This is a genomic window from Bacillus cereus group sp. BfR-BA-01349, from assembly GCF_022663795.1.
Classification (GTDB): Bacteria; Bacillota; Bacilli; order Bacillales; family Bacillaceae_G; genus Bacillus_A; species Bacillus_A cereus.
Genome location: NZ_JAKUGE010000022.1, coordinates 1 through 24,918 on the forward strand (window position 1 = coordinate 1; position 24,918 = coordinate 24,918).

The following is a 24,918-nucleotide window of genomic DNA, read 5'->3' on the forward strand; positions in this document are numbered from 1 at the left end:
ATACAAAAACGCCATCCTTTCCTATGATTCTACAAAAAGAATAGCGTATTTTTTCATTTTAGGGGGTTTTTTGTTTTGTTAGCTTGATAGCAATGGGGGAACAACAGCGACAATTGTTGTGGCATATCGATTTGGAGAAATAAAAAAATATACGAAAAGCATTTTTACTGTTTTACATAGAAGAGAAGAAGATTTAGAACAGTTAACGGATTTGTTTGTCGATTTTTCGAAAAAGTCTAAAAAGCACGGCTTGCTTTCTTTAGAGGTAGATGGAGAGCAAGTAGACAATCCTTTTATTCAAAAAGGAATTCGATTAATGTTAAGCGGTTACGATGAAGATGAATTAAAAGAAGTGTTATTGAAAGATATTGACACGGAAGTGTATGAGTTAAGAAAAGGAGCAGCATTATTAGATAAAATTGGTGATTTTGCTCCAGCTTGGGGAATGATTGGTACGTTAATCGGTCTTATCATTATGCTCCAAAACTTACAAGATACATCGCAAATTGGTACAGGAATGGCAGTTGCGATGTTAACGACATTATATGGGTCTGTACTTGCGAATATGATTGCAATCCCTCTTGCGGAAAAAGTATATCGTGGTATTGAAGAGTTATATACAGAGAAGAAGTTTGTAATAGAAGCAATTTCAGAATTGTATCGTGGACAAATCCCTTCTAAATTAAAGTTGAAACTGGATACATACGTATACGAAACAAAGGTAAAAAAGGTAAAAGGAGCAGCCTAATATTTCAAGGAGTGGTATGATGAGTAAAGGACCGCAAAAGGGATCGCCTCGTTGGATGACGACTTTTACAGATTTAACGATGTTATTATTAACTTTCTTTGTATTACTAGTTGCTACATCAAAGCAAGATGCAGTAAAATTGTCAAAGATGCTTGAAAAGTTTAGTGATACGGGGCAAGTAGATGCAAAAGTAATGGAAAATACAATACCGGATATTTCACATGAAAAAAATGATGAAAAAATGATTTCAAAAAAGAGAATGGATGAATTATATAAAAAGTTAAAAGCATATGTAGATAATAATGGTATTAGTCAAGTGAATGTATATCGAGAGGATACAGGGGTAAGCGTCGTTATAGTAGATAATTTAATATTTGATACAGGCGATGCGAACGTTAAGCCCGAAGCGAAAGGGATAATAAGTCAATTAGTTGGATTTTTTCAATCCGTACCTAACCCAATTGTTGTAGAGGGACATACAGATAGTAGACCTATTCATAACGAGAAATTCCCTTCTAATTGGGAGTTATCTTCAGCACGAGCGGCAAATATGATTCACCATTTAATTGAAGTGTATAATGTGGACGATAAAAGGCTAGCTGCGGTAGGATATGCAGACACAAAGCCAATTGTACCAAATGATTCACCGCAAAACTGGGAAAAAAACCGTCGCGTTGTTATTTATATAAAAGAGTAGTATATTATTATTTTAATAATAAAATAATAAAAACACGAAAATTCTTTTAAAAAAATATTAAATTTTATCATTTTATTTTGTATAATGAGTGAGAATGATAAGGTGAAATATTAAGATATATTTATACATAGAAGGAGAGAATTAAAAAGAATGGCACATAAAATTTTAGTAGTAGACGATGCGATGTTTATGCGAACGATGATTAAAAACTTATTAAAAAGTAATGCTGAATTTGAAGTTATTGGCGAAGCAGAGAATGGGGTAGAAGCAATTCAAAAGTATAAAGAACTTCAACCTGATATTGTAACATTAGATATTACTATGCCAGAAATGGACGGGCTTGAAGCATTAAAAGAAATTATTAAAATTGATTCAAGTGCAAAGGTTGTTATTTGTTCTGCAATGGGACAACAAGGTATGGTATTAGATGCAATTAAGGGCGGGGCAAAAGACTTTATTGTAAAGCCATTCCAAGCGGATCGTGTAATTGAAGCTTTAACAAAAGTAGCAAATAGTTAATATAGAAGGGGTGCCACAAGGAATCAAAACAGTGATAGCGGATCGACGTGTGGCCCCCTTTTTTCTCATTGTAAAATACTAAATTGTTATACATAAATGAAATGTTTGTTAGACAGGTAGGGGATAAAAATGCAAACAGATCTATTAAATATATTTTTCGAAGAGTCAGAAGAACATTTACAGTCGCTAAATGAAAATGTGCTAGTGTTAGAACAAAATCCTGCTGATATGGATGTTGTAGGAGAAATATTCCGATCCGCCCATACATTCAAAGGTATGTCTGCGAGCATGGAATTTACGGAAATGGCTGATTTAACGCATAAGATGGAAAATGTGTTAGATGAAATTCGTCATGGAAATATAGTTGTAAATGCGGATATTATTGATGTGATTTTTGAGTGCATTGATAATTTGGAGAAGATGGTTGCAGATGTGCAACAAGGTGGAATGGGCAATATTGATGTAGCCTCAACTAAACAGAAATTAGAAGCATTATTGAACGGTAATGTAGAAACTCCTACGGAACATATAGAGCAAAATCATATAGACACCGATGATGCAGTTTCGCATGAAGTGCATATAACAGTTGAACAGCAAGCAATTTTAAAAGCAGTACGTGCCATTATGTGTATTGAAGCATTGCAAAATGTAGGGAATATACAAAAAACAGCTCCGAGTATTGAAGAAATTGAAGCAGATGCTTTCGGATTTGAATTTACAGTATTTATGGATACGGATTGTAGTATAGAAGAATTGAAACAAGTAGTACTTCATGTTTCTGAAATTGAGAAAGTGGAAGTAAAGCAAGGAGAACCTATATCGAAGGAAGTAGCTTCTAAAAAAGTCGTTACACAAGAAGTTGTGCAAGTAGAAGAAAAGCTACAACCAGCTGTGGCTACGCAGGTAGAATCACCAATAGAGGCAACGCATCAACCTTCAAGTGCTATGCCAGCTAAAAGTACTACAAAAACGAAAAATGCTAAAGTGGAGAATCGTTCAATTCGTGTTCAATTAGAGAAAATCGAAAGATTAATGAATATGTTTGAAGAAAGTGTAATTGAACGTGGGCGCATTGATGAATTGGCTCAAACGATTCAAAACAAGGAGCTAATTGAACATTTAAATCGATTAGGCGATATTTCAAAAGATATTCAAAATGTACTATTAAATATGCGTATGGTGCCGATTGAAACTGTGTTCAATCGTTTCCCGCGTATGGTACGTATGTTAGCGAAAGATTTAGGGAAAAAAATCGATTTACAAATTACAGGTGAAGATACTGAAGTAGATAAAATTGTTATTGATGAAATCGGTGATCCGCTCGTTCATTTAATTCGAAATGCAATCGATCACGGTATTGAAACTGTTGAAAAACGACGTGATGCAGGTAAAAATGAGACAGGTACGATTAAATTAGAAGCCTTTCATAGTGGAAATCATGTCGTTATTCAAATTACGGATGATGGAAACGGTATTAATAAAGGGAAAGTATTAGAAAAAGCGATTAAAAATGGCGTTGTAACTGAAGCGGATGCAAATAGGTTAACAGATCGTGAAGTGTTTGATCTTATTTTCCAACCAGGATTTAGTACAGCTGAAGTTGTATCAGATCTTTCTGGACGCGGTGTCGGATTAGATGTTGTAAAACATACGATTCATAGTTTAGGTGGACATTTAATTATTGATTCTGAGGAAGGAAAGGGAAGTACATTTAGAATTGAACTTCCATTAACGTTGTCTATTATTCAATCTATGCTTGTTCAAACAAATGATAAGCGTTATGCTTTACCTCTTGGAAATATCGTTGAAGCAATTCGAATTAAGAGAGAAGACATCCAATCCTTACAAGGAAAAGATGTGTTAAATTATCGTAATCAAATTATTGAAGTGAAACATTTAAGTACTGTATTTGGTGAAAAAACAGTAGATGAGGCGTTTGCGTCATATGATGGTCAAATGGTTCCTGTGTTAATTGTTCGTAATACACATCGCAGCTATGGACTTATTGTAAACACAATTATCGGTCAAAGAGAAATAGTCTTAAAGTCATTAGGTGACTTCTTTGCAGAGAGTTCTAACTATTTCTCTGGTGCGACGATTCTCGGTGATGGACGAGTGGTCCTCATTTTAAACCCAGAAGGTTTATAATAGGAATGAAGGAAAGCTCCCCACTTGTATACAATTGGGGAGCTTTTTGGCTAATCGTTACGAATCTAATAATGGGATACATAGTAACGTTTTATACTAATGAGTTTGCTAAAATAAAATAAGAGTTTATATTATTAGATAGAAAAACAGAAATGAGGAGGCAGGAAAAATGCCTGAGCAACACACAAAAGGGGATACGAGCACGATTGTGCTAGAAAAAGAAAATGAGCATTTAACGCCCCAAGAATGCGATATTCTTGGCGAAATTGCAAATATATCATTTGGTTCAGCTTCGACTGTATTATCAACAGTTTTAAATAGGCAAGTAAGCATTACTGCTCCTCGTATAGAGTTGGTAGATTTATATGATTCAAGAGATGTCGAAGTTCCACATGTTGTATTAAACATTCATTTTACAAAAGGATTAGATATGGAAAACCTTCTTGTCCTTAAGCAAGATGTTGCATTGTCCATTGCTGATTTAATGATGATGGGAACAGGTGAAGTGGAGGACGGAAAAGAACTTGGTGAATTAGAGCTCAGTGCTGTACAAGAAGCGATGAATCAAATGATGGGATTCGCAGCTACATCTATGTCGGAATTCTTCCAAGATACAGTAGATATGTCTCCGCCGACGATTAAAGTTGTAAAGTTATCAGAAGAAATGGAGAAAATCTCTGAAATCGATGGGAATCATACGATTGTTAAAGTATCGTTTGATTTAAAGATAGATAATCTTGTAAACTCTAAACTTGTGCAAATTGTTTCAGTTGAGCATGCGAAACAAATGGTAAATAAATTAATGCAATTATCTGGTGGAGTAGAAGAAACAGACGAACCAGCAGAAGTAGTGGAAACTGAGATTGTAGAAGAACAAGTTGAAAAAGAGCATTTAACACAAGAAGAGAAAGATGTTCTTGGTGAAATTGCAAATATTTCAATTGGTTCCGCTTCAACAGTATTATCAACGCTTTTAAATCAGCCAGTTACAATTAGTACACCAAATGTGGAAGCAATCAATGTTCGTCATTATGATGGAGTACCAGTACCATTTGTTATTTTAAATGTCGACTTTGTTGAAGGGCTAAAGAATGAGAATGTATTCGTATTTACGAAAGATGTTGCCTTAATAATGGTAGATTTAATGATGATGGGAACAGGGGAAGTTGACCCAGAAAAAGAGCTTACTGAATTAGAACTGAGCGGTATTAAAGAAATTATGAACCAAATGATGGGTCATGCTGCTACGGCGATGTCAGAAATGTTTCAAGAAAAAATGGACATGACGCCGCCAAATGTTAAATTTGTAACGTTAAAAGAAGAAATGGAATATTTGGGAGAGGCAATGGAAGTGGACGAACTCGTTCAAATTACGTTCAATCTTGAAATTGGCGATTTGCTTCAATCGAAGATGTATCAAATTTTGCCAATTTCCGAAGCGAAAGAAATGGTAAGGCGACTTCTGTATCCGATGGTGGAAGAAGAAGAGATTGCCACAGAAGAAATTGAAGAAGAAAAAATTGTAGAACCAGTTGTGCAACCTATTGAATTTAAAGAAGTAAAACAAATGGAACCAGTATATATGGACACGTCCATTCTACAAAATGTAGAAATGAACGTGAAATTTGTATTTGGAAGTACAGTGAAAACGATTCAAGATATATTAAGTTTACAAGAAAATGAAGCAGTTGTACTAGATGAGGATATTGATGAACCGATTCGTATTTATGTAAATGATGTATTAGTGGCGTATGGTGAACTTGTAAATGTAGATGGATTTTTCGGAGTAAAAGTGACGAAATCACTATAAGGCATTGAAATAGGAGTTTGAACTAGTAGATGAAAAACGTAAAGTTTTTTCTAATGAGTTGGCTATGCATACATGTGTGCTTGTTCTTCCCCTTGCAAAGTCAGGCTGAGGAACAAATTGAGCCAGATCAAAAAATAAATGAAGTGAATGTACAAGAAGAAAATAAGGAATCTCAAAAATCTTCAGAGCAAGTGGAAACGAAACAAGATGAAGAGAAACAAAAAGAAGCAGAACAAGAAGTAGAACAACAAGAAGTAGTAAATAAACAATTGAATGAAAGAAAGATAGAAACAGAACAGGGAATTATTACAGTAAATAAGCCGGAGCTTAAAGTTGGCGAAGAAGTGCGAATTGCTGTAGAACCAAATGGGAAAAACATTCAAAGCATGAAAGGTATATTGCAGTTACAAAAAAATGGCGAGCAATATGCGCAAGAAAGAATACTATCTTTTGAGTATGATGAAGAAACGAAGAGCTGGGTTGCTAACTATAAAGCAGGGGATTTTGATTTGCAAGGTGATTGGAATCTTCAGCTCGTTCAAAGTTACAAAGAGAATGAGAAAGAAGAGATCGTAAAAAATGAAGTGAAAGTCCCGCTCATTCGTATTAAAAATGAAACGCCAACTATAGATAAAGAATTGCCAAAGTTACAGAAAGTTACTATTGATGAAGTAAAAGAGAACTTAGTTGAACGAAAACAGGGAGATTCTATACATATACGAGTAAAAGCGTCAGATATAGAATCGGTTGTAAAAGAAGTGCGCGTTACATTAAAAGGGAAAGAAAATAAAGAGCTTTCGTTTTTATTAGACTACAACAAGCATGATATGGATTGGCAAAAAGTATTTGAAATAACAGAAGCATTGCCGGCTGGGCCATACGAATTACTTGTAGAGATAATAGATGCAGCAGGTAATAAACTTGTTGAAGAAAGTGAATATACCATTTCTGTTTTGGCGCCAAAAAACGAAGATGATAAAAAGAAAGAAGAGAAAGAGAAAGAAGAGAAATTAGATAATAAACTAGAAAATGAATTAGAAGATAAGAAAGAAAATGAGAAGCAAAAAGATTTGAAAATCAAAAACCCGCTTCCAGAAGAAAAATTGCCAGTTGTTCAAATTCCGAAGCAAGATGAGAAAGTAAATAAGTTTATAAAAGAACCGTTGAAAGAGAAAGAGGAATTTACTTACGTTATAAAAGAGCCGTTCGAAGACAACAAGGAAGTACATAAGGCGAAGGACCAAAAAGAGAAAAATAACAAACAGGTTGTCTCTAAAAAGAAAGAACAAAAAGAAGAAACGAAAGACAAGGAAGAAGAAAAAGGTGAACAGGGAGTACAAGCTTCGGATGTATTTACTATCATGTCAGGTTTGTTCGTACTGTTTTTAGTTTTAAAGAGTAATAAAGAATGGGGCTAATTATTTCATAGTAGTGGAGGCGCTTAAATGGAGATTAAACGTACGACAATTGAAGATAAGACGCTACAACCATTAAAACAGCCTGCAGCTATTTCGGAACATGAAATCCAGAAAGAACGAAAGCGTAGCAATTTAGTGTTTACTGGACAGTCTAAAATTATTTCGAAAAATAATGAGATAGGTATTTTACTTGCAAGTTTAAGTGATGGAAAGATTATGAAGGAAATGCTTTCTAAAGAGATGGATACAGTGTTACAACTTTTTAAAAAGTTACATACGTTATCTGAAGAAGGAAAGCAATCAGAAAAAGTATTTGAACAAGTAATTAGAAGCCTGCAAGGACTTATTAAGCAAGCGCATATAAAAGAACTTTCTTTGTTAGATGGAACATATGATTTCGCTGAAGTACAACTATCATTTGGTAGAAAAGTACATATTCCTTTACTAGATGTAAGTGCACTTATCTCTAGAGTGGAAAGTGATTCTTCAGAAGGAAATATAAATTTGATGGTAACGGTTATTACTGCTTATATAACGAAATTGTCTAACGAAACGATTTTAATTAGCGTTACAGACCGCATTGCTAAAGATCGGGATGTAAGTGTATGGAGAGCGCTTGCGGAAATGAACATGACACAATTATCACAGGCATTGAAACAAACGATGCAAGAACATAAATGGTCTATGACGTTTCTTTTTCTCTTCATATGGATTGTCGGTATTATTTTAATTCGAGTTATGTAAAAAGGTCGTCACTCCATTGTGACGACCTCTTTTATATTTTTTCGTAGAAGAATGTATCAAATCGCTGAAGATTGTAACGTTCGGGTGTTAAAATTTGTTCCGTACTACCAACAAATAGTACACCGCCTTTTCGTAAAGAACGACTAAATTTTTCGTAAAGTTTTACTCTTGCTTCTTCTGTGAAATATATCATTACATTACGACAAATAATCAAATCATAATTTGTATCGAATGACTGCATTAAAAGGTCATGTTGTTTAAACGAGACGTTTTGTTTAATGTTTTGATGCAATGAATATAGATCATTCTCTTTTGTGAAATGACGTTCTTTCAAATCAGTAGGTAATTCCTTTAACGAACGTTCTGTATATTGAGCGCGTTTTGCGGTTTCTAAAATATGAAAATCAAGATCTGTTGCTTGAATTTCAAAACGAAATGGAGCTAGATGCTTTGATAAAATTAAAGAGAGTGTATATGGTTCTTCACCAGCAGCGCAAGCGGCACTCCATACCTTTAATTTTCCGCTATTTTGTTCGAGTAATTTTGGTAGTGCTTTCGACTCTAAAGTTTGCCATCGTTCTTTATTTCTAAAAAACTCTGAAACGTTAATTGTAATATAGTCAATAAAATTTAAAAATAAATTTTGATCAGCGCGTAATTTGTTTAAAAAATTAGTGTAGTTTTCGAAGCCTTTTCTCGAAATGAAAGCATCGATTCTACGGCGCATTCTATCTTGTTTATATGAAGCGATGTCCATATTGAATTGTTGTTTAAAACTCGCGATAAAATGATCATAATCTTGTTCAATTATCATATTTACAATGGGCACAATAATGGTATTGTGCCTCCCCCTTTACATCATACGAATTTTTTGTTCAAAGCTTTTTTTCATTTGCTTTTCATGTAATCCTGGTAAATCATAAATGACAGCATCAATACCTGCTTCTTTTGCAACATCGACAGGGATGACAGATGTATGTTTGTCACCATTATAAAAACAGAGAACTAAATCAGTGTCTTCAATAATTTGTTTAACAAAAAACATATAATCTGATCGGTAAATGGAGTCAGAAGGATGATCAAAAGCAATATATTCGGCTCCGTGTTTTTTTAAGTAATCAACGACTTCTTGAAATTCATCTGTTATTGCTTGCAATGGTTGCAGCGTGTAAAGGCATAAATTTTGAGCGAGTCTTTCATTCTCAACGAAAAAACGAAGAACCTCATTTTCAATAGATTTATAACATAATATGTAAATTTTATGTTTGTGAGCATAGTCAGCTAAAAATTTTTTGATTTCTTCTTGATCTAATGCTGTTAATTGATTTGAACCACAAAGGAAAATATTCATAGAATTGTGCCACCTCATGCTAAATTGTAACATATCTTTTATAAAAAATAACTGCAAAATATTACTGTTCAGAGTATAATTATAAATAACTGGATTTTACGATTAAGTTTAGGAAGAAATAAAAAAATAAATAGGTGATATATATGCTACGTTCTATCTCGCATAATCCAATTTTATCGCATATACCGCCTGCTACTCAAATGCCGAAAGAAGCAAATGTCAGAACAGGACTTGCATTTTCGGATAATTTGCATGCAGATCCGAAAAAAGATAAATTACTAGAACAAATGGAAGCGTTTGTCGATAATATTGGAGAAATTAAAGAGAAAATTGAAATGGAATTAACGCTTGATAATGTAATGGAATACAAAAATACAGTAAAATCATTTTTGAATTTTTACGTGGATAATGTATTGCAGTATAAAGATGTCATGTCTCGTCACCCGCGTTACGGATATTCACAGAAAATGACGATTGTGAAACAGGCAGAAATGGGATTGAATGAATTAGAAGATGTTATGAATTTAATTAATACGAAAACAGGACATTTAGAAATGTTAAATCAAATTGGAGAAATCCATGGTTTAATTGTGAATTTAGTCTTGTAAAAGGAAGGAAGCTATATGTACATACAATTATATGAAAAACTCGTTATTATTCAAAAAGCGTATGAAAATATTCAAGCGCTTGGAGAGCAAATATATGAGAATTTAAAAAATAAAAATGTAAATGCAGTTCAAAAATTGCAAGTAGAGCAATTGCAGTACATTGATGGTTTAAAAGGGTTATCAAGCTCATTAGAAGAAATGGTTGTTCAGTTCTGTAAAGAACAAGGGGTTGAATCATTTCGTGTAAGTGCGTTATTTTCGTATTTTTCTCAAGAAGAAATCGAAAAAATGGAAGAATTACAAAAAAACGTAACTGAATTAGAAGAGAATGTAAAAATGCTTCTTTTGAAAAATCAATATTACTTAAACGTACTATTAAAAACTACAGAAAGTATTGTGGATTCTGTTTCTGAATATAACTTAGAGCGAAACAATAATTCGCAAATCTTTATGAACGAACTATTGTAAAGGAGAAGTGAAACTTTATGAGATTATCTGATTATAATACACCGCTATCGGGCATGTTAGCGGCTCAAATGGGGTTACAAACAACGAAACAAAACTTGTCTAACATTCATACACCGGGTTATGTTCGTCAAATGGTGAATTACGGATCTGTTGGAGCAAGCAATGGTCATACGCCAGAACAGAGAATTGGTTACGGTGTACAAACGCTAGGTGTTGACCGTATTACTGATGAGGTAAAGACGAAGCAGTTTAATGATCAATTATCTCAGCTCTCTTACTATAACTACATGAATTCAACTTTATCACGTGTAGAGTCTATGGTTGGAACGACAGGGAAGAATTCATTATCTAGTTTAATGGACGGTTTCTTTAATGCCCTTCGTGAAGTAGCAAAAAATCCAGAGCAACCAAACTACTACGATACATTAATTTCTGAAACTGGGAAGTTCACAAGTCAAGTGAATCGTCTTGCGAAAAACTTAGATACAGTGGAAGCACAGACAGCAGAAGATATTGAAGCGCATGTTAATGAATTTAATCGTCTTGCTGCTAGTTTAGTAGAAGCGAATCATAAAATTGGACAAGCGGGTACACAAGTGCCGAATCAACTTTTAGACGAACGAGATCGCATCGTTACAGAGATGTCTAAGTATGCAAACATCGAAGTATCTTATGAATCTATGAATCCTAATATCGCGAGTGTTAGAATGAATGGTATTTTAACAGTAAATGGACAAGATACATATCCACTTCAATTAAATAAAGAAAAAGACCCAATGTCAGTTGAGATTTACGGTTCAGAAATCTCTGTAACTAGCGGAGCGATAAAATCAGCGATTGATACGAAAGCAAAGATTGTTGATTATAAAAAAAATCTCGAAGACTTAATGAGTTCAGTGAAAAATCAAGTGAATACAGTGATGGGAAAAGATTTCTTCGTTGGAGATTATGCGAAAGATATGAAGTTAAATCCAGAATTCCAAAAAGATGTTTCGAAAATGAAAATGTCTGCTGAAACAGCAAATAAACTAGCAGCAGTTACAGATGGAGATTATAAAGAAGGTCTTTCTTATAAACAAGCATTAGACCAATTTATAGTTCGTGTTGCATCTGATAAAAGTGCAGTAAATGGTTATCAAAAAATTCATGGCGACTTATTAGAAGGTATTCAGCAAGAAAAAATGAGCGTTGAAGGTGTAAATATGGAAGAGGAAATGGTAAATTTAATGGCCTTCCAAAAATATTTCGTCGCAAACTCTAAAGCTATTACTACGATGAATGAAGTGTTTGATAGTCTATTTTCGATTATTCGATAAGTGATAATAATTGATTGGAAATATATAAGGAGGAGATAGAAATGAGAGTATCTACATTTCAAAATGCAAACTGGGCGAAGAATCAGTTAATGGATTTAAATGTGCAACAACAATACCATAGAAACCAAGTAACTTCAGGGAAGAAAAATCTTCTTATGAGTGAAGACCCACTTGCAGCAAGTAAATCATTTGCGATTCAACATTCATTGGCAAATATTGAACAAATGCAAAAGGATATAGCGGATTCGAAAAATGTATTAACACAAACTGAAAATACTTTACAAGGTGTTTTGAAATCTTTGACGAGGGCAGATCAATTAACAGTACAAGCGTTAAATGAAACAAATAGTGAAAAAGAATTGAAAGCCATCGGTGCAGAGATAGATCAAATTTTAAAACAAGTTGTATATTTAGCGAATACGAAAGAGCAAGGTCGTTATATTTTTGGTGGTGATAGTGCAGAAAAGTCACCATTTACAGAAGATGGTACGTACCAGGGCGGAAAAAGGGATGTGAACTGGCAACTAAATGATGGTTATGAATTAAAAGCATTCCGTAACGGAGAAGCATTGTTATCCCCGGTAATAAAAACGTTAAAACAGATGAGCGAAGCGATGCAAAAAGGTGACCAAAAAGCGTTACAACCGTTATTAGGAGAAAATAAGAAAAACTTAGATGGCATCATTAACCGTACGACTGAAGTTGGTTCAACAATGAACACAATGGAGACGTTTAAAACAATTTTAAGCGAGCAAAACTTAGCGCTTCAAGAAAACCGTAAAGAAATTGAGGATGTCGATTTAGCGGTCGCGATTTCTGACTTGGCATATATAAATGCAACGTATGAAGCGACGCTTAAAGCGGTTAGTACGATGAGTAAAACAAGTATTTTAGACTACATGTAATCTATAAGGAGTGAGAAAAATGGCAGGAACAACGATGACAGGTATTGGTGGTAGACAACAAATTTGGAACCTCGGAAATAATATGATCGATACTTCTAACCTAGTAGAATTAGAGATGCAAGCGTTAGATATGAGGAAAACACCGTATACTACTGAGAAGCAAAAACTTACGCAAGATAAACAAGTATATGCAAGTTTAAAGACACAATTTACTCCTTTTACTCAAGTGTTTAAAGATTTAGCAGCTTTTAAAGGGAATGAGAAAAAAGTAACGACAACACAAGACGGCTACATTAATGTGAAAGCTGATGGTGGGGCGATTGCAGGAACTTTTAATATGACTATTACACAGCTTGCGCAGCGTCATCAAATAGCTTCAAATGACATTAAAGATATAAATGCGAAGCTTCCTAAAGATGAAACATTAAAGCTAGGCGGTAAAGAATTAAAAGTAACAACTGATATGACATATAAAGATTTAATTAATAAGATTAATGATGGAGATTATGGTGTATCAGCTTATACACTTGGAAATAAGATTTTCATGACCTCGAAAAAAGAGGGAACAGATGGACAGATTAAGTTTGAGGGGAACACATCTACACTATTTCAAGATATTGGTTTAGCTAATGCGGATGGCCTAGCGCTTAATACAATCAATGAAGCACAAAATGCTAAATATAGTATTAATGGTATTGAAGCTGAAAGTTTTACTAATACAATTGAGGCTCTTCCGGGCGTGAAAATTGAATTGTTAAAAGTAACTGAGCCGAAAGTAGAAGGGACACCAGATGCGGGTACAACAACAGATCCAAAAACAAAAGGTGTAGAATTAAAATTTACGGTAAGTGATTCCAATTTAACAGACACAGCCAATATTATTAAAAAGATGGTAGCAGAGTATAATAAAGCAGTTTCTACAGTTGACCTTTTTGCTGGGAAAGATGGAGTTTTCCAAGGGCAGGTAATTATGCAAACCGTACGTCAAGCGATGAACAATGTTGCAACATTTTCTCAAGATGGTAATTATTTATTCACATTTGGTATTCAATTAAAGCAAGATGGAACGATGGAAGTTAATGATGAAAAATTAACACAAGCGCTAAAAGAAAAACCCGATGCAGCGAAGCAATTTTTCTTTAGTTCTAACGGTTTAGGAAAAATGATGGAAGAACCACTTGATAAAATATTCGGTGATAAAGGTGTAGTTGGAGAACGTGTAAAAAATATTGATTCACGTGTAAGTGATTTAGATAAAAAGATTAAAGATATTGAAACGCAAAACTTGCAAAAACAAGATGAAATTGTGAAGAAGTATCAAAAGCTAGAGAGTACATTAGCGGCGCTTGATAGCCAACTAAAAACAATTAAAGCAATGACAAAACAAAAAAGTGATGATTAATGAAAGTTGAGGAAGTGATCGTATGCAAGCATGGCAACGTTATATGCAAAATGATATTATGACGAGTAATCCGATTAAAAATACAATTTTTATTTATGAAAGATGTATTGTAGAGTTTCGTAATTTAGAAGAACTTTTACATACTTTTAAACTTCAAGAAGGGGACGCACTTCTTGAAAAATTAGAACGTATTTTTGAAGAACTAAAGCTTCAATTAAATCCTGAGATTACGAAAGATTTATATGATAGTCTCTATGGTTTATATGATTGGATTAGCATTCAAATTCAAACGATGAAAGTAACGCGTGAAGCGAAAGATATTGATGCAATTGTGAAAGTGTTACAAGATTTAATAGACGGTTACCGCGGAGCACTTGAAAATGAACAATGATATTTATCGGACGTTTGTCAGCTGTTTTAATGAAATCGGTGAATTGCAAGTGTCAGACAGAGAGTTTGCTGAGAAGAGTGAGATGTTAAATCGCTGGATGATGACATTGGATGAAGAAACGCGTGCACAAGTTGCAGCAGAAGTAAGCCCGTTCATTATTAAGGCAGCACAGCATATTCGGGATAAGCAAAAGATTTTGGAAGAAATGATTATGACAAATGATGGGCGAATGAAGGCTAATTCATTTTACGGTAAATATTAATAATAACGTCTGGAAACAGGTTCCCCTTTTAAAAGGGGGTCTATTCCTTCGTTTACATAAAGAACCCGCTGATTGAGGTTTCATTTTATGACTGTGATGAAATAATAATTGTAATCTAAATAATAGAAAAATGGACTTTAGTTTATATATTGAAATGTTCTATAGATTACTGTGTGTATACAGTTTTTTGCATTCTTTTTTATATTTTTGTATTTTTCTAAAGACAATAATGGAAAAATGGAATAAAATATGTAAGGGTACATAATAGTAAATATTTTAATAAATGCATATAAGAAAATAAATAATGAAGTGAAACTTCTATCAGTGGATCATTACGTTAGAAAAGGAAGGGTGTGGAATATGCCAGATTTAGTGAATGATGTAAGCTATTATATGAATTATTTAGTGACGAAACGAAATACGGTTTCTAGTAATATTGCAAATGCGAATACACCTGGCTATAAAGCACAAGATGTAACATTTGCTGAGCAGATGAATAAAAGTAGTGCGTTATATAAAAATAATGCGGCTGATTTAAAGAGTAATCCAGATTTATATCAAACGAATGAAATGCACTTGCCGACAGTAAATACGAAAAATACATATGCAAAGATTCAAACAAAATCAATGCAAACGAATAAAGACGGAAATAGTGTGGATGTAACGACAGAAATGCTAGATTTAATGAAAGCAAATCAGTTATACGGTATTTCAATTAACGCAATTAATACACAATATGCAATTAACCAAGCGGCACGCGGACGTTAAAAGTAGAAGGAGAGACAACGGATGTTTCAGGCAATTAATGCAAGTGGCTCAGGACTAACGACAGCGAGAAAATGGATGGAAGTTACTTCTAACAATATTGTAAATGCAAATACGACGGCGGCTCCGGGGGCAGATTTATATGAGCGTCGTAGTGTGGTGCTAGAATCAAACAATAGTTTTGCAAGTATGCTAGATGGGGCTCCTACTAACGGAGTAAAAATAAAAAGTATTGAAGCAGACAAAACGGAAAATTTAGTGTATGATCCGACGCATCCGCACGCAAATGAAGAAGGATATGTACGTTATCCCAATATTGATGTAACTGCTGAAATGACGAATGTAATGGTTGCTCAAAAAATGTATGAAGCGAATACGAGTGTATTAAATGCGAATAAAAAAATGCTTGATAAAGATTTAGAAATCGGCCGAGGATAAGGGGGAAGATAGTAATATGAAAATTCAACCAATGTTACATACACAACCATTTGGAGCAATTCAGTCAATTGGTGCACCGAAAACTTCTCAAACATCTGTAGTTGAGGGGAAAAAGTTTATTGATTTATTGGAAGATATGAATCAAACGCAAAACAATGCGCAAACAGCAGTATATGATTTACTAACTAAAGGGGTAGGAGAAACACATGACGTTTTAATTCAGCAAAAGAAAGCTGAGTCTCAAATGAAAACAGCTGCTCTCGTACGTGATAATCTTATTGAAAATTATAAGTCACTAATTAATATGCAAATTTAGGAAAGTGGACGGGTGTGTTTAAATGGAAAAGATGAAAAATGTTATCCAATCGTTAAAAACGTGGCATAAGTTAGTAATCGGTGCTGCGCTTTTAGCGATTGTAACAGGAGCACTTTTATACTTCACCTTGCCAGATAAATATGTTGTTGTATATCAAAATTTAAATGATGCAGATAAACAAGAGATTACAGCAGAATTATCGAAGTTAGGTGTCGATTATCAATTAGCGGCCGATGGTTCGATTCGTGTGCAAAAGAATGATGCTCCATGGGTTCGAAAAGAAATGAATGGGATGGGCTTACCGTTTAATTCGAAAAGCGGTGAAGAAATTTTATTAGAAAGCTCTCTCGGTTCAAGTGAGCAAGATAAAAAAATGAAGCAAATTGTCGGTACGAAGAAGCAATTGGAGCAAGATATTGTAAGAAACTTTGTGACAGTTGAAACGGCAAATGTTCAAATTACATTGCCTGAAAAAGAGACAATTTTTGATGAAGAAAAAGCAAAAGGAACAGCGGCGATTACGGTTGGAGTGAAACGTGGCCAATTGTTAACAGCTGATCAAGTTGCAGGTATACAGCAAATGATTAGTGCAGCAGTTCCTGGTGTGAAGGCAGAAGAAGTAAGTGTTATTGATAGTAAAAAAGGTGTTATCTCAAAAGGTACAGATGAAGCACATTCTAGTAGTTCCTCTTCTTACGAGAAAGAAGTAGAGATGCAGCACCAACTTGAAGGTAAATTAAAGCAAGATATTGATGCAACGTTAATGACGATGTTTAAACCGAATGAATATAAAGTGAATACGAAAGTATCTGTAAACTACGATGAAGTTACACGTCAGTCAGAAAAGTATGGTGATAAAGGTGTACTTCGTAGTAAACAAGAGCAAGAGGAAAGCTCTACTGCGCAAGAAGGGGCAGATACGAAGCAAGGTGCTGGTATTACAGCTAACGGTGAAGTGCCAAATTACGGTACGAACAATAATCAAAATGGTAAAGTTGTCTATGATAATAAAAATGGTAACAAAATCGAAAACTATGAAATAGATAAAACAGTTGAAACCATTAAGAAACACCCAGAATTAACGAAAACAAATGTTGTTGTATGGGTAGATAATGATACGTTAGTAAAACGTAGAATTGATATGACAACTTTTAAAGAAGCGATTGGAACAGCGGCAGGACTTCAAGCTGATCCGAACGGTAACTTTATAAATGGTCAAGTTAACGTTGTAACTGTTCAGTTCGATCAGCCGAAAGCCGAAAAAGAGAAAGAGCCAGAAAAAAGTGGTATGAACTGGTGGTTATTCGGTGGAATTACAGCTGGCTTATTAGCAATCGGTGGTCTAGTATGGTTCTTATTAGCAAGACGTAAGAGAAAGAAAGAAGAAGAGGAATATGAAGAATACTTAGCAGAAGAGGAAATTGCTGCAAGTAATGAAAGTATCTTGGAAATTCCTGAAGAAAAAATAGTGCCAGAGCCAAAACCTGAACCAGAAGAACCGAAAGAACCTACGTTAGATGAACAAGTGCAGGATGCTACGAAAGAACATGTAGAAGGTACTGCAAAAGTAATTAAAAAATGGTTAAACGGACAGTAAGGGAGGAACAACGATGTTAGATGAAATCTCCTCCAAAGAAAAAGCTGCCATCCTTATTCGTACATTAGAAGAAGGGGTGGCAGCAAAAGTCATTGAATATATGACAGCTGAGGAAAAAGAAGTATTACTTCGTGAAATCGCAAAGTTTCGTGTATACAAACCAGAAACGTTAGAAAATGTACTAGGAGAGTTCTTATATGAACTAAATGTAAAAGAATTGAACTTAGTCACTCCAGATAAAGAATACATTCGTCGCATATTTAAAAACATGCCAGAAGACGAACTGGAAAAATTATTGGAAGATCTTTGGTATAACAAAGATAATCCGTTTGAGTTCTTAAATTCACTTACAGATTTAGAGCCACTTCTTACAGTGCTTAATGATGAGTCACCACAAACAATTGCAATTATCGCTTCTTATATTAAACCGCAACTTGCGTCTCAATTAATTGAGAGATTGCCAGATCATAAGCGCGTTGAAACGGTAATGGGTATAGCGAAACTAGAACAAGTTGATGGTGAATTAATTAATCAAATTGGTGAGTTGTTAAAAACGAAATTAAATAATATGGCATTTAGTGCAATTAATAAAACTGATGGCTTGAAAACAATCGTAAACATTTTAAATAACGTTTCACGAGGTGTTGAAAAAACAGTCTTTCAAAAGCTGGATGAAGTCGATTATGAGTTATCTGAGAAAATTAAAGAAAATATGTTTGTCTTTGAAGACTTACTTGGTCTTGAAGATCTTGCGCTTCGCCGTGTATTAGAAGAAATTACAGATAACGGTGTTCTTGCGAAAGCACTTAAAATTGCAAAAGAAGAAATTAAAGAGAAATTATTTACATGTATGTCTTCAAACCGTAAAGAGATGATTCTAGAAGAATTAGATGGCTTAGGACCACTTAAGATGACGGATGCTGAAAAAGCGCAGCAAACGATCACTGGTACAGTGAAAAAGCTAGAGAAAGAAGGAAGAATTATCGTTCAAAGAGGTGAAGAGGATGTCCTTATTTAAAAACAGAATTCCGAAGAATTCTGTTTCTTTTTCTGAAGAAACGTATGAATTACAATTTCCAAAACCAGCTTCAGTTCAAATAGAAGAGGAAGAATTACAAGCTGATCATGCAGAGATTCGCGCCCAGCAAGAATCATTACATATGGAAATGAATCAGCTAAGGCAAGAGCAGCAAATGCTAGAACGAGAGCGTCAGCAGTTATTACAAGATAAAGAACAATTTCAAATGCATATTCATGAGCAAATGGAACAGATGGAAGCAGCGCGTGTGCAGTTTCAAAAAGAACAACAAGAAACAGCGTATGAATGGACAGAGTTATTATGGGATCAATCATTTCATTTAGCAGAAAAAATCGTGAATCAAGCGGTAGATTCACGATTGCTTGATGTGTTACCTATTTTAACTGGCATCGTGCAAACATTGCCAACTTCGTTTGAAAAATTAATCATTACCGTACATCCAGAAACGTTTGAACGTATTCAAGAAGAGAAGGAGAATACGAAAGAATATTGGTTACTACAATTAGTAGAATGGAAATATGATTTCTCCCTGCAGTTTGGTGAATTTGTTCTGGAAGAAGAGAAAGAGTTCTTTGAATTTAAATTTGCACCTATATTTGCGAAACTTCGTCAAAAATGGAAAGAAGAGAAGTTATTTGAGGAGCAAAATGTATGAGCCGCCTGTTAATGAATGAGAACGAAAAATGGAATAAATTCATTGAAACACCGCTGTATACGAAAGTAGGAAAAGTTCATAGTGTACAAGAACAGTTTTTCGTAGCAAAAGGGCCGAAAGCGAAGATTGGAGATGTTTGCTTTGTTGGAGAACATAACGTCTTATGTGAAGTGATTGCCATTGAAAAAGAAAATAATATGCTACTTCCATTTGAACAGACAGAAAAAGTATGTTATGGAGATTCAGTGACATTAGTTTCAGAAGATGTTGTTGTACCACGTGGTAATCACTTGCTCGGAAAAGTGTTAAGTGCAAATGGTGAAGTGTTAAATGAAGAAGCTGAAAACATTCCATTACAGAAAATAAAACTAGATGCACCGCCTATACATGCATTTGAACGTGAAGAGATTACCGATGTATTTGAAACAGGAATAAAATCAATTGATTCTATGCTAACAATTGGTATCGGTCAAAAGATTGGTATTTTTGCTGGGTCAGGTGTTGGTAAATCAACTTTACTTGGAATGATAGCAAAAAATGCAAAAGCTGATATAAACGTTATTAGTTTAGTAGGAGAACGTGGCCGGGAAGTAAAAGACTTTATTCGAAAAGAGTTAGGCGAGGAAGGGATGCGAAAAAGCGTCGTTGTTGTAGCGACGTCAGATGAAAGTCACCTTATGCAACTTCGTGCAGCGAAACTCGCAACGTCTATTGCTGAATACTTCCGTGATCAAGGCAATAACGTATTACTTATGATGGACTCTGTTACTCGTTTTGCCGATGCACGAAGAAGTGTTGATATTGCTGTTAAAGAGTTACCGATTGGTGGTAAAACACTGTTAATGGAAAGTTATATGAAGAAGTTGTTAGAGCGGTCTGGGAAAACACAAAAGGGATCTATAACAGGTATTTATACGGTACTTGTTGATGGGGACGATTTAAATGGTCCTGTACCAGATTTAGCACGTGGTATTTTAGATGGACATATCGTATTAAAGCGTGAGCTTGCAACGCTTAGTCATTATCCTGCAATTTCAGTATTAGATTCAGTAAGTAGGATTATGGAAGAAATTGTTTCGCCACATCATTGGCAACTTGCAAATGAAATGAGAAAGATTTTATCAATTTATAAAGAAAATGAATTGTATTTTAAGCTAGGAACGATTCAACAAAATGAAGAAAATGCTTATATTTTTGAATGTAAAAATAAAGTAGAAGGCATAAATACATTTTTAAAGCAAGGTCGATCGGATAGTTTCCAATTTGATGATATCGTTGAAGCGATACAGCATATAGTATAAGGCCTCTGCATAAGAGGTCTTATTTTTTTGTTTTTTAATATTTCACAGATTTTTTTGGAAAAAAACTATATAATAGAAAAAGAGAACGTTATAATAGAAAGGGGCTATGAAAACAGGTGGATAAACAGCAGTACGACACAATAAAATTGCAAATAAACCAAGAAAAAGAACATATTTTAAAAGAAGTGTATGAATTAACAGCTGAAAAAAGAAAAATAGAACAAAAAAAAGAATATGATTTATATGTTGTGAAATCGCGTAGTAAAGTCGTACAAACTGGGCAACGTATTATGGCTGGCATGCTTTCTTCACATACGTTTTCACCTGAAAGAATAGAAGAATGGAATCGAAAAATTAAAAAAACGGAAGGTTTTATTCAAAAAAATGAAAGCCTTTTAGAGCAAGTAAAAGAAAAAGAACGTGTCATTGATGAGATGTATCAAGAAGATTGCAAAAAGCTTGCGAAAGCACAAGAAAAGCTGGAAGAAAAAATGCTTCTGGATTTGAAAATGTGTATGAATGGATGAGGTGAATGTAGTGATACAGTCTGTATTACCGGTGCAACAAAGTTTACCTCCGCAAAAAGAAAAAGGGCTAGAAGTACAATCAAAAAATGAAGATTCTTCATTCGATCGTACGATGAGAATGGAAAATAAAAAACAGCCGCAAACGGAGAAAATGAAACGAGAAGAAGCACCAAAAGAAGAGAGAAAAGATTATATTCTTTCTAAAAAATCGGTAACGGAAGAAGAACCTATTGTAAAGAAAGAAGAAAAAAAAGAGACAGAACAGTTGTTATTAGCTGTATCTGAGCAAATGGTTGCAATTGAGCAATTACATGTGCAGCCGGAATTGTTATATCAATACATACAAAAAATACAAGAGCTATATAAAGAATATGGCAATATTAAACTTAATGAATTACCTGCAGCTGAATTACAACAATTACAAGAACTTCTTTCAAATATGAATATCAAAAATGCCATATGTTTAGAAGATACAATGCAAATGGTATTAGACAAAATGAAGATGCCAGAGCAAACGATGCAAGCATTGAAGGTTGTAGAAACAGAAACTTGTAATATTGCAAAGGAACAAGAAGAGTTTAAAGACGTAGATCTTCCGAAACTTGAGAGCGATGATACAAAGGTAGAGTTGCCTGAGGTTGATGCATTAAACGATTCGAGCTCTGCAGGTGCAGAATTATTAAATAAAACGACGAGTACCGAACAAGTAGGGAAATCAAATAGTGGTGCTGAGAAAGTTTCATTACCTGACTTAGGAAAGAAAATGGAAGCGCAAGTAGAAGCGTTGCAAAAATTTGTAGTGAAACAAGAACGTGTTTTATTCCAGTTAAATCCAGAAAAACTTGGTACATTAACAGTGTTTATGAAAAAACACGGAGATCAAATTGACGTTCACGTAGAAATGGAAAAACACGATGCGAAAAAACGTGTTGAAATCATTTTTGATGAATTGAGATTAAAGTTAAAAGAAAAAGAAATCAATATTCAAATTAGCTATTCAGATAAAGATGAAAATCGTAAAGAACAGCGAGAACAAGAGCAAAGGCAAAAACAGAAATTAGCAAATACAAATCATGAAAAACAACAATCAACAGAATTTGCGGGATTATTGGAGGAATAAAGCGTGCCAACAGTTGGATTAAATACAACGAGTACAAATCATATTCCGTTACAAACAGGAGCGCAAAAAAGTAATGTACCTGTTAATGGTGTACAATCGCCAGTGCAACAAAGTAATGGAGTTTCAGCAGGAGCACAAAAGACTCCTGGGGTAATGGGGAAAGATGATTTCTTAAAATTGTTTTTATCAAGTTTCCAACATCAAGATCCATTTAATGCGATGGATATGAATCAAATGATGAATCAGACAGCGCAGTTATCTCTTATGGAACAAGTACAGAATATGACGAAAGCAGTAGATAAGCTGCAATCAACGATGTATTCAACAGCACTTGATGGTGGAATGAAGTTTTTAGGGAAATACGTAAGAGGTGTTGACGGTGACGGAAACAAAGTAACCGGTCAAGTAGAAACGGTTCGTCTTGCGGAAAATAACGATGTACAGCTCGTTATTAATAATAAAGTTGTCTCTCTTCGTTTCGTTGAGAGAGTGTCTGATAAACCGATTGGGGAAACGAACCCAGAAGACGCAAAGAAAGACGATCAAAAAGTAACTGAAGAAGTAAAAACTACAAATTCATAAGGAGTGTCCATACGTTATGATTAAAGCGTTATATACAAGTATTACAGGGATGAATGCAACACAAAATGCATTAAGTGTAACTTCAAATAATATTGCCAATGCACAAACAGTAGGTTATAAAAAACAAAAAGCAATGTTTGATGATTTACTATATAACAATTCGATTGGTGCAAAAGGTGACGGTAAATACGCAGGAACGAATCCGAAAAGTATTGGTAACGGTGTGAAAATGAGTGGTACGGTTACGGATTATAGTGATGGTACAATTACGTTAACAGGTGGCAAAACACAAGCAGCAATGGAAGGTAATGGTTTCTTCGTTGTAGGTGATTCAAAAGGCGGAAATATGGAATTTACTCGTAAAGGTACGTTTGGGATATCTTCAGATTACTATATTACGAATACTGAAGGTCAATACGTATTTGCCTACCCTGCAAATGAGGCAACTGGTGAAGTTGATTTATCTGGAATTCCAGGACCGTTGCAAATTCCAATGGGAACAGCAATTGGTGGTATTCGAACATCGAAAGGGACAATTAAAGGGAATATTTCAACTGGTGAAAAACAAATTACACAAGATTTACCTGTATATGATAATGCGGGGAATACATGGACAATGCGTGTAGAGTTTAAACAAACGAGTGAACATAACTATACATATAAAGTACAAATGCGCAATGACTCGAAAAAAGAAACAGAGTTTAAAGATGTTCCAGGTGCAGGTGGTAATATGACATTTGATGCTGTTGGAAATCCAAATCCGAAAGAGCAAGGAGCCAATATTCCATTTGATGGCGGTTCTATAAAATTAGACTTAAGCCATTTAACAAATCATCCAACAGATAAAACATTATCAGTAACAGACGTAGATGGTAGAGCAGCAGCGACGGTTAAAGATTGCTTAATTGCTGACGGTGGATATGTGATGGTAAAATATTCTGATGGAAGTATGAAATCTGCAGGCCAATTAGCTGTTGCGATGTTCCCGAACGAAGGCGGACTAATGAAAACAGGTAATGGTAACTATACAGCAACGAATACAACAGGTATTTTAGCTCTTGGTACATCTGGTCAAAACGGTGCAGGTAAAGTACGCGGGGGTGCACAAGAAGGTGCTAACGTAGATTTATCTGTAGAATTCGTAGACTTAATGTTATACCAACGCGGATTCCAAGGAAATGCGAAAGTAATTAAAGTTTCAGATGAAGTATTAAATGAAGTTGTAAACTTAATTCGATAATATATCGCATGGAAAAAATGTAATGGAGTAGAAAGGGTTTTTTATTCGTATGACAAGACAAGAGCGAATTTTACAATTGCCTTTTTTCGAAAATAAACGTGAACTTGCCGAGCAAGTATTAAAAATAGAACGAGAAGAGCATGTATATTTACCAGATCAATTTGAAATTAAGCAAGTGCCACCGTATTCATTTGGCGAAAAACAAGCAATCATTGGCCGTATCCATGAGTTTTATTTCATAAGTGTTGGTAGCGATACCGTTTGGAAGTATCAACTGTTTAAGGATGAGATGAAGTGTCGTGAGTTTTTTGTTATGTTGCCAAATATTACGGATCAGCAGATAGCGTTTTGGTTTAATAACATAGAGTTATTGAAAGGTTCTTAAAAGCACTTTTTAGGTTTTGAGAGAGGACCTGGCGATGTTTTGGAGCGGTTAGTGCCTAATAGAGTCCCGACCGATGTGTAAGACCAGAGATATGTAGCGTTACTAGAGTAGTGTGGTAGTGTAAGAAGTGGTAATATAAAATAGTTTTAAGTTAATTTAAGGTAGT

General features: G+C 34.6%; 27 protein-coding genes and 1 pseudogene. 26 read left to right on the plus strand and 2 right to left on the minus strand.

Going from position 1 to position 24,918, the window contains the following annotated elements; translation table 11 throughout:
* Positions 1 to 94 precede the first annotated feature (94 nt).
* The 7 genes and pseudogenes from MR169_RS13700 to MR169_RS13730 form a co-directional block, all read left to right on the plus strand.
* Positions 95 to 748, plus strand: a pseudogene (locus MR169_RS13700) (MotA/TolQ/ExbB proton channel family protein); the annotation flags it as partial.
* A 19-nt stretch (positions 749 to 767) separates the two neighbouring features.
* Positions 768 to 1,445, plus strand: a complete 678-nt coding sequence (locus tag MR169_RS13705) for an OmpA family protein (RefSeq protein WP_000033627.1) — start codon at positions 768 to 770, stop codon at positions 1,443 to 1,445.
* A gap of 150 nt (positions 1,446 to 1,595) precedes the next feature.
* Positions 1,596 to 1,964, plus strand: coding sequence for a response regulator (locus MR169_RS13710; protein WP_000940568.1), 369 nt, complete (start codon positions 1,596 to 1,598; stop codon positions 1,962 to 1,964).
* A 129-nt stretch (positions 1,965 to 2,093) separates the two neighbouring features.
* The gene (locus MR169_RS13715; protein WP_242319540.1) at positions 2,094 to 4,112 is read left to right on the plus strand and encodes a chemotaxis protein CheW; all 2,019 of its coding nucleotides are present in this window, start codon (positions 2,094 to 2,096) and stop codon (positions 4,110 to 4,112) included.
* Positions 4,113 to 4,281: 169 nt separating this feature from the next.
* Entirely contained in the window at positions 4,282 to 5,922 is a 1,641-nt protein-coding gene (locus tag MR169_RS13720; RefSeq protein WP_242319541.1) for a flagellar motor switch protein, read from the plus strand.
* Positions 5,923 to 5,951: 29 nt separating this feature from the next.
* A complete protein-coding gene (locus tag MR169_RS13725; protein WP_242319542.1) occupies positions 5,952 to 7,340 on the plus strand; it encodes a transglycosylase in 1,389 nt (462 codons plus the stop codon).
* 27 nt (positions 7,341 to 7,367) lie between these two features.
* Positions 7,368 to 8,084, plus strand: a complete 717-nt coding sequence (locus MR169_RS13730) for a hypothetical protein (RefSeq protein WP_242319543.1) — start codon at positions 7,368 to 7,370, stop codon at positions 8,082 to 8,084.
* 31 nt (positions 8,085 to 8,115) lie between these two features.
* On the opposite strand, the gene MR169_RS13735 is transcribed toward MR169_RS13730, so the two are convergent.
* Positions 8,116 to 8,898 carry a CheR family methyltransferase gene (locus tag MR169_RS13735; protein WP_000582873.1) on the minus strand — a complete coding sequence of 261 codons (783 nt, stop codon included), beginning with the start codon at positions 8,896 to 8,898 and terminating at the stop codon, positions 8,116 to 8,118.
* A 39-nt stretch (positions 8,899 to 8,937) separates the two neighbouring features.
* A complete protein-coding gene (locus tag MR169_RS13740) occupies positions 8,938 to 9,435 on the minus strand; it encodes a flagellar motor switch protein FliG (RefSeq protein WP_242319544.1) in 498 nt (165 codons plus the stop codon).
* 143 nt (positions 9,436 to 9,578) lie between these two features.
* Here MR169_RS13740 and MR169_RS13745 point away from each other — a divergent pair, with 143 nt between their 5' ends.
* The 19 genes from MR169_RS13745 to MR169_RS13835 all read left to right on the plus strand — a co-directional run bounded on the left by MR169_RS13745 (position 9,579) and on the right by MR169_RS13835 (position 24,752).
* On the plus strand, positions 9,579 to 10,043 hold the full coding sequence (locus MR169_RS13745; protein WP_000946323.1) for a YaaR family protein: 465 nt from the start codon (positions 9,579 to 9,581) through the stop codon (positions 10,041 to 10,043).
* Between the two features lie 15 nt (positions 10,044 to 10,058).
* Positions 10,059 to 10,511, plus strand: coding sequence for a hypothetical protein (locus MR169_RS13750; protein ID WP_000275885.1), 453 nt, complete (start codon positions 10,059 to 10,061; stop codon positions 10,509 to 10,511).
* Positions 10,512 to 10,528: 17 nt separating this feature from the next.
* Positions 10,529 to 11,827, plus strand: coding sequence for a flagellar hook-associated protein FlgK (flgK, locus tag MR169_RS13755; protein ID WP_242319545.1), 1,299 nt, complete (start codon positions 10,529 to 10,531; stop codon positions 11,825 to 11,827).
* Between the two features lie 41 nt (positions 11,828 to 11,868).
* Positions 11,869 to 12,732 carry a flagellar hook-associated protein 3 gene (locus MR169_RS13760; RefSeq protein ID WP_242319546.1) on the plus strand — a complete coding sequence of 288 codons (864 nt, stop codon included), beginning with the start codon at positions 11,869 to 11,871 and terminating at the stop codon, positions 12,730 to 12,732.
* A gap of 19 nt (positions 12,733 to 12,751) precedes the next feature.
* Positions 12,752 to 14,134 (plus strand): flagellar hook-associated protein 2, encoded by a 1,383-nt coding sequence (locus tag MR169_RS13765; protein ID WP_242319547.1) that lies wholly within the window; start codon positions 12,752 to 12,754, stop codon positions 14,132 to 14,134.
* A 22-nt stretch (positions 14,135 to 14,156) separates the two neighbouring features.
* Complete coding sequence (locus MR169_RS13770; protein WP_001149516.1) at positions 14,157 to 14,525, plus strand: flagellar export chaperone FliS; 369 nt, start codon at positions 14,157 to 14,159, stop codon at positions 14,523 to 14,525.
* Positions 14,515 to 14,787 (plus strand): hypothetical protein, encoded by a 273-nt coding sequence (locus MR169_RS13775; RefSeq protein ID WP_001058088.1) that lies wholly within the window; start codon positions 14,515 to 14,517, stop codon positions 14,785 to 14,787. Before MR169_RS13770 ends, MR169_RS13775 begins: the two co-directional genes overlap by 11 nt.
* A 309-nt stretch (positions 14,788 to 15,096) precedes the next feature.
* A complete protein-coding gene (gene flgB / locus MR169_RS13780) occupies positions 15,097 to 15,555 on the plus strand; it encodes a flagellar basal body rod protein FlgB (protein WP_481746817.1) in 459 nt (152 codons plus the stop codon).
* Between the two features lie 21 nt (positions 15,556 to 15,576).
* Positions 15,577 to 15,990 carry a flagellar basal body rod protein FlgC gene (flgC, locus tag MR169_RS13785; protein ID WP_000484680.1) on the plus strand — a complete coding sequence of 138 codons (414 nt, stop codon included), beginning with the start codon at positions 15,577 to 15,579 and terminating at the stop codon, positions 15,988 to 15,990.
* Positions 15,991 to 16,006: 16 nt separating this feature from the next.
* On the plus strand, positions 16,007 to 16,306 hold the full coding sequence (gene fliE, locus MR169_RS13790; protein ID WP_000701672.1) for a flagellar hook-basal body complex protein FliE: 300 nt from the start codon (positions 16,007 to 16,009) through the stop codon (positions 16,304 to 16,306).
* A 22-nt stretch (positions 16,307 to 16,328) separates the two neighbouring features.
* Positions 16,329 to 17,903, plus strand: coding sequence for a flagellar M-ring protein FliF C-terminal domain-containing protein (locus MR169_RS13795; RefSeq protein WP_242319549.1), 1,575 nt, complete (start codon positions 16,329 to 16,331; stop codon positions 17,901 to 17,903).
* Between the two features lie 13 nt (positions 17,904 to 17,916).
* The gene (fliG, locus tag MR169_RS13800; RefSeq protein WP_065224024.1) at positions 17,917 to 18,921 is read left to right on the plus strand and encodes a flagellar motor switch protein FliG; all 1,005 of its coding nucleotides are present in this window, start codon (positions 17,917 to 17,919) and stop codon (positions 18,919 to 18,921) included.
* Entirely contained in the window at positions 18,908 to 19,597 is a 690-nt protein-coding gene (locus MR169_RS13805; RefSeq protein ID WP_242319550.1) for a FliH/SctL family protein, read from the plus strand. Before fliG ends, MR169_RS13805 begins: the two co-directional genes overlap by 14 nt.
* Positions 19,594 to 20,898, plus strand: coding sequence for a flagellar protein export ATPase FliI (fliI, locus tag MR169_RS13810; protein WP_000088695.1), 1,305 nt, complete (start codon positions 19,594 to 19,596; stop codon positions 20,896 to 20,898). The genes MR169_RS13805 and fliI overlap by 4 nt, the downstream gene beginning before the upstream one ends.
* Positions 20,899 to 21,014: 116 nt before the next feature.
* The gene (locus MR169_RS13815) at positions 21,015 to 21,425 is read left to right on the plus strand and encodes a hypothetical protein (RefSeq protein WP_000360855.1); all 411 of its coding nucleotides are present in this window, start codon (positions 21,015 to 21,017) and stop codon (positions 21,423 to 21,425) included.
* A gap of 10 nt (positions 21,426 to 21,435) precedes the next feature.
* The gene (locus MR169_RS13820; protein ID WP_141525911.1) at positions 21,436 to 22,545 is read left to right on the plus strand and encodes a flagellar hook-length control protein FliK; all 1,110 of its coding nucleotides are present in this window, start codon (positions 21,436 to 21,438) and stop codon (positions 22,543 to 22,545) included.
* A 3-nt stretch (positions 22,546 to 22,548) separates the two neighbouring features.
* On the plus strand, positions 22,549 to 23,127 hold the full coding sequence (locus tag MR169_RS13825) for a flagellar hook assembly protein FlgD (protein WP_001143485.1): 579 nt from the start codon (positions 22,549 to 22,551) through the stop codon (positions 23,125 to 23,127).
* Between the two features lie 16 nt (positions 23,128 to 23,143).
* Positions 23,144 to 24,367 (plus strand): flagellar hook protein FlgE, encoded by a 1,224-nt coding sequence (locus tag MR169_RS13830; RefSeq protein WP_242319551.1) that lies wholly within the window; start codon positions 23,144 to 23,146, stop codon positions 24,365 to 24,367.
* A gap of 49 nt (positions 24,368 to 24,416) precedes the next feature.
* Positions 24,417 to 24,752, plus strand: coding sequence for a DUF3964 family protein (locus tag MR169_RS13835; protein ID WP_000198169.1), 336 nt, complete (start codon positions 24,417 to 24,419; stop codon positions 24,750 to 24,752).
* The last annotated feature ends 166 nt before the right edge of the window (positions 24,753 to 24,918 follow it).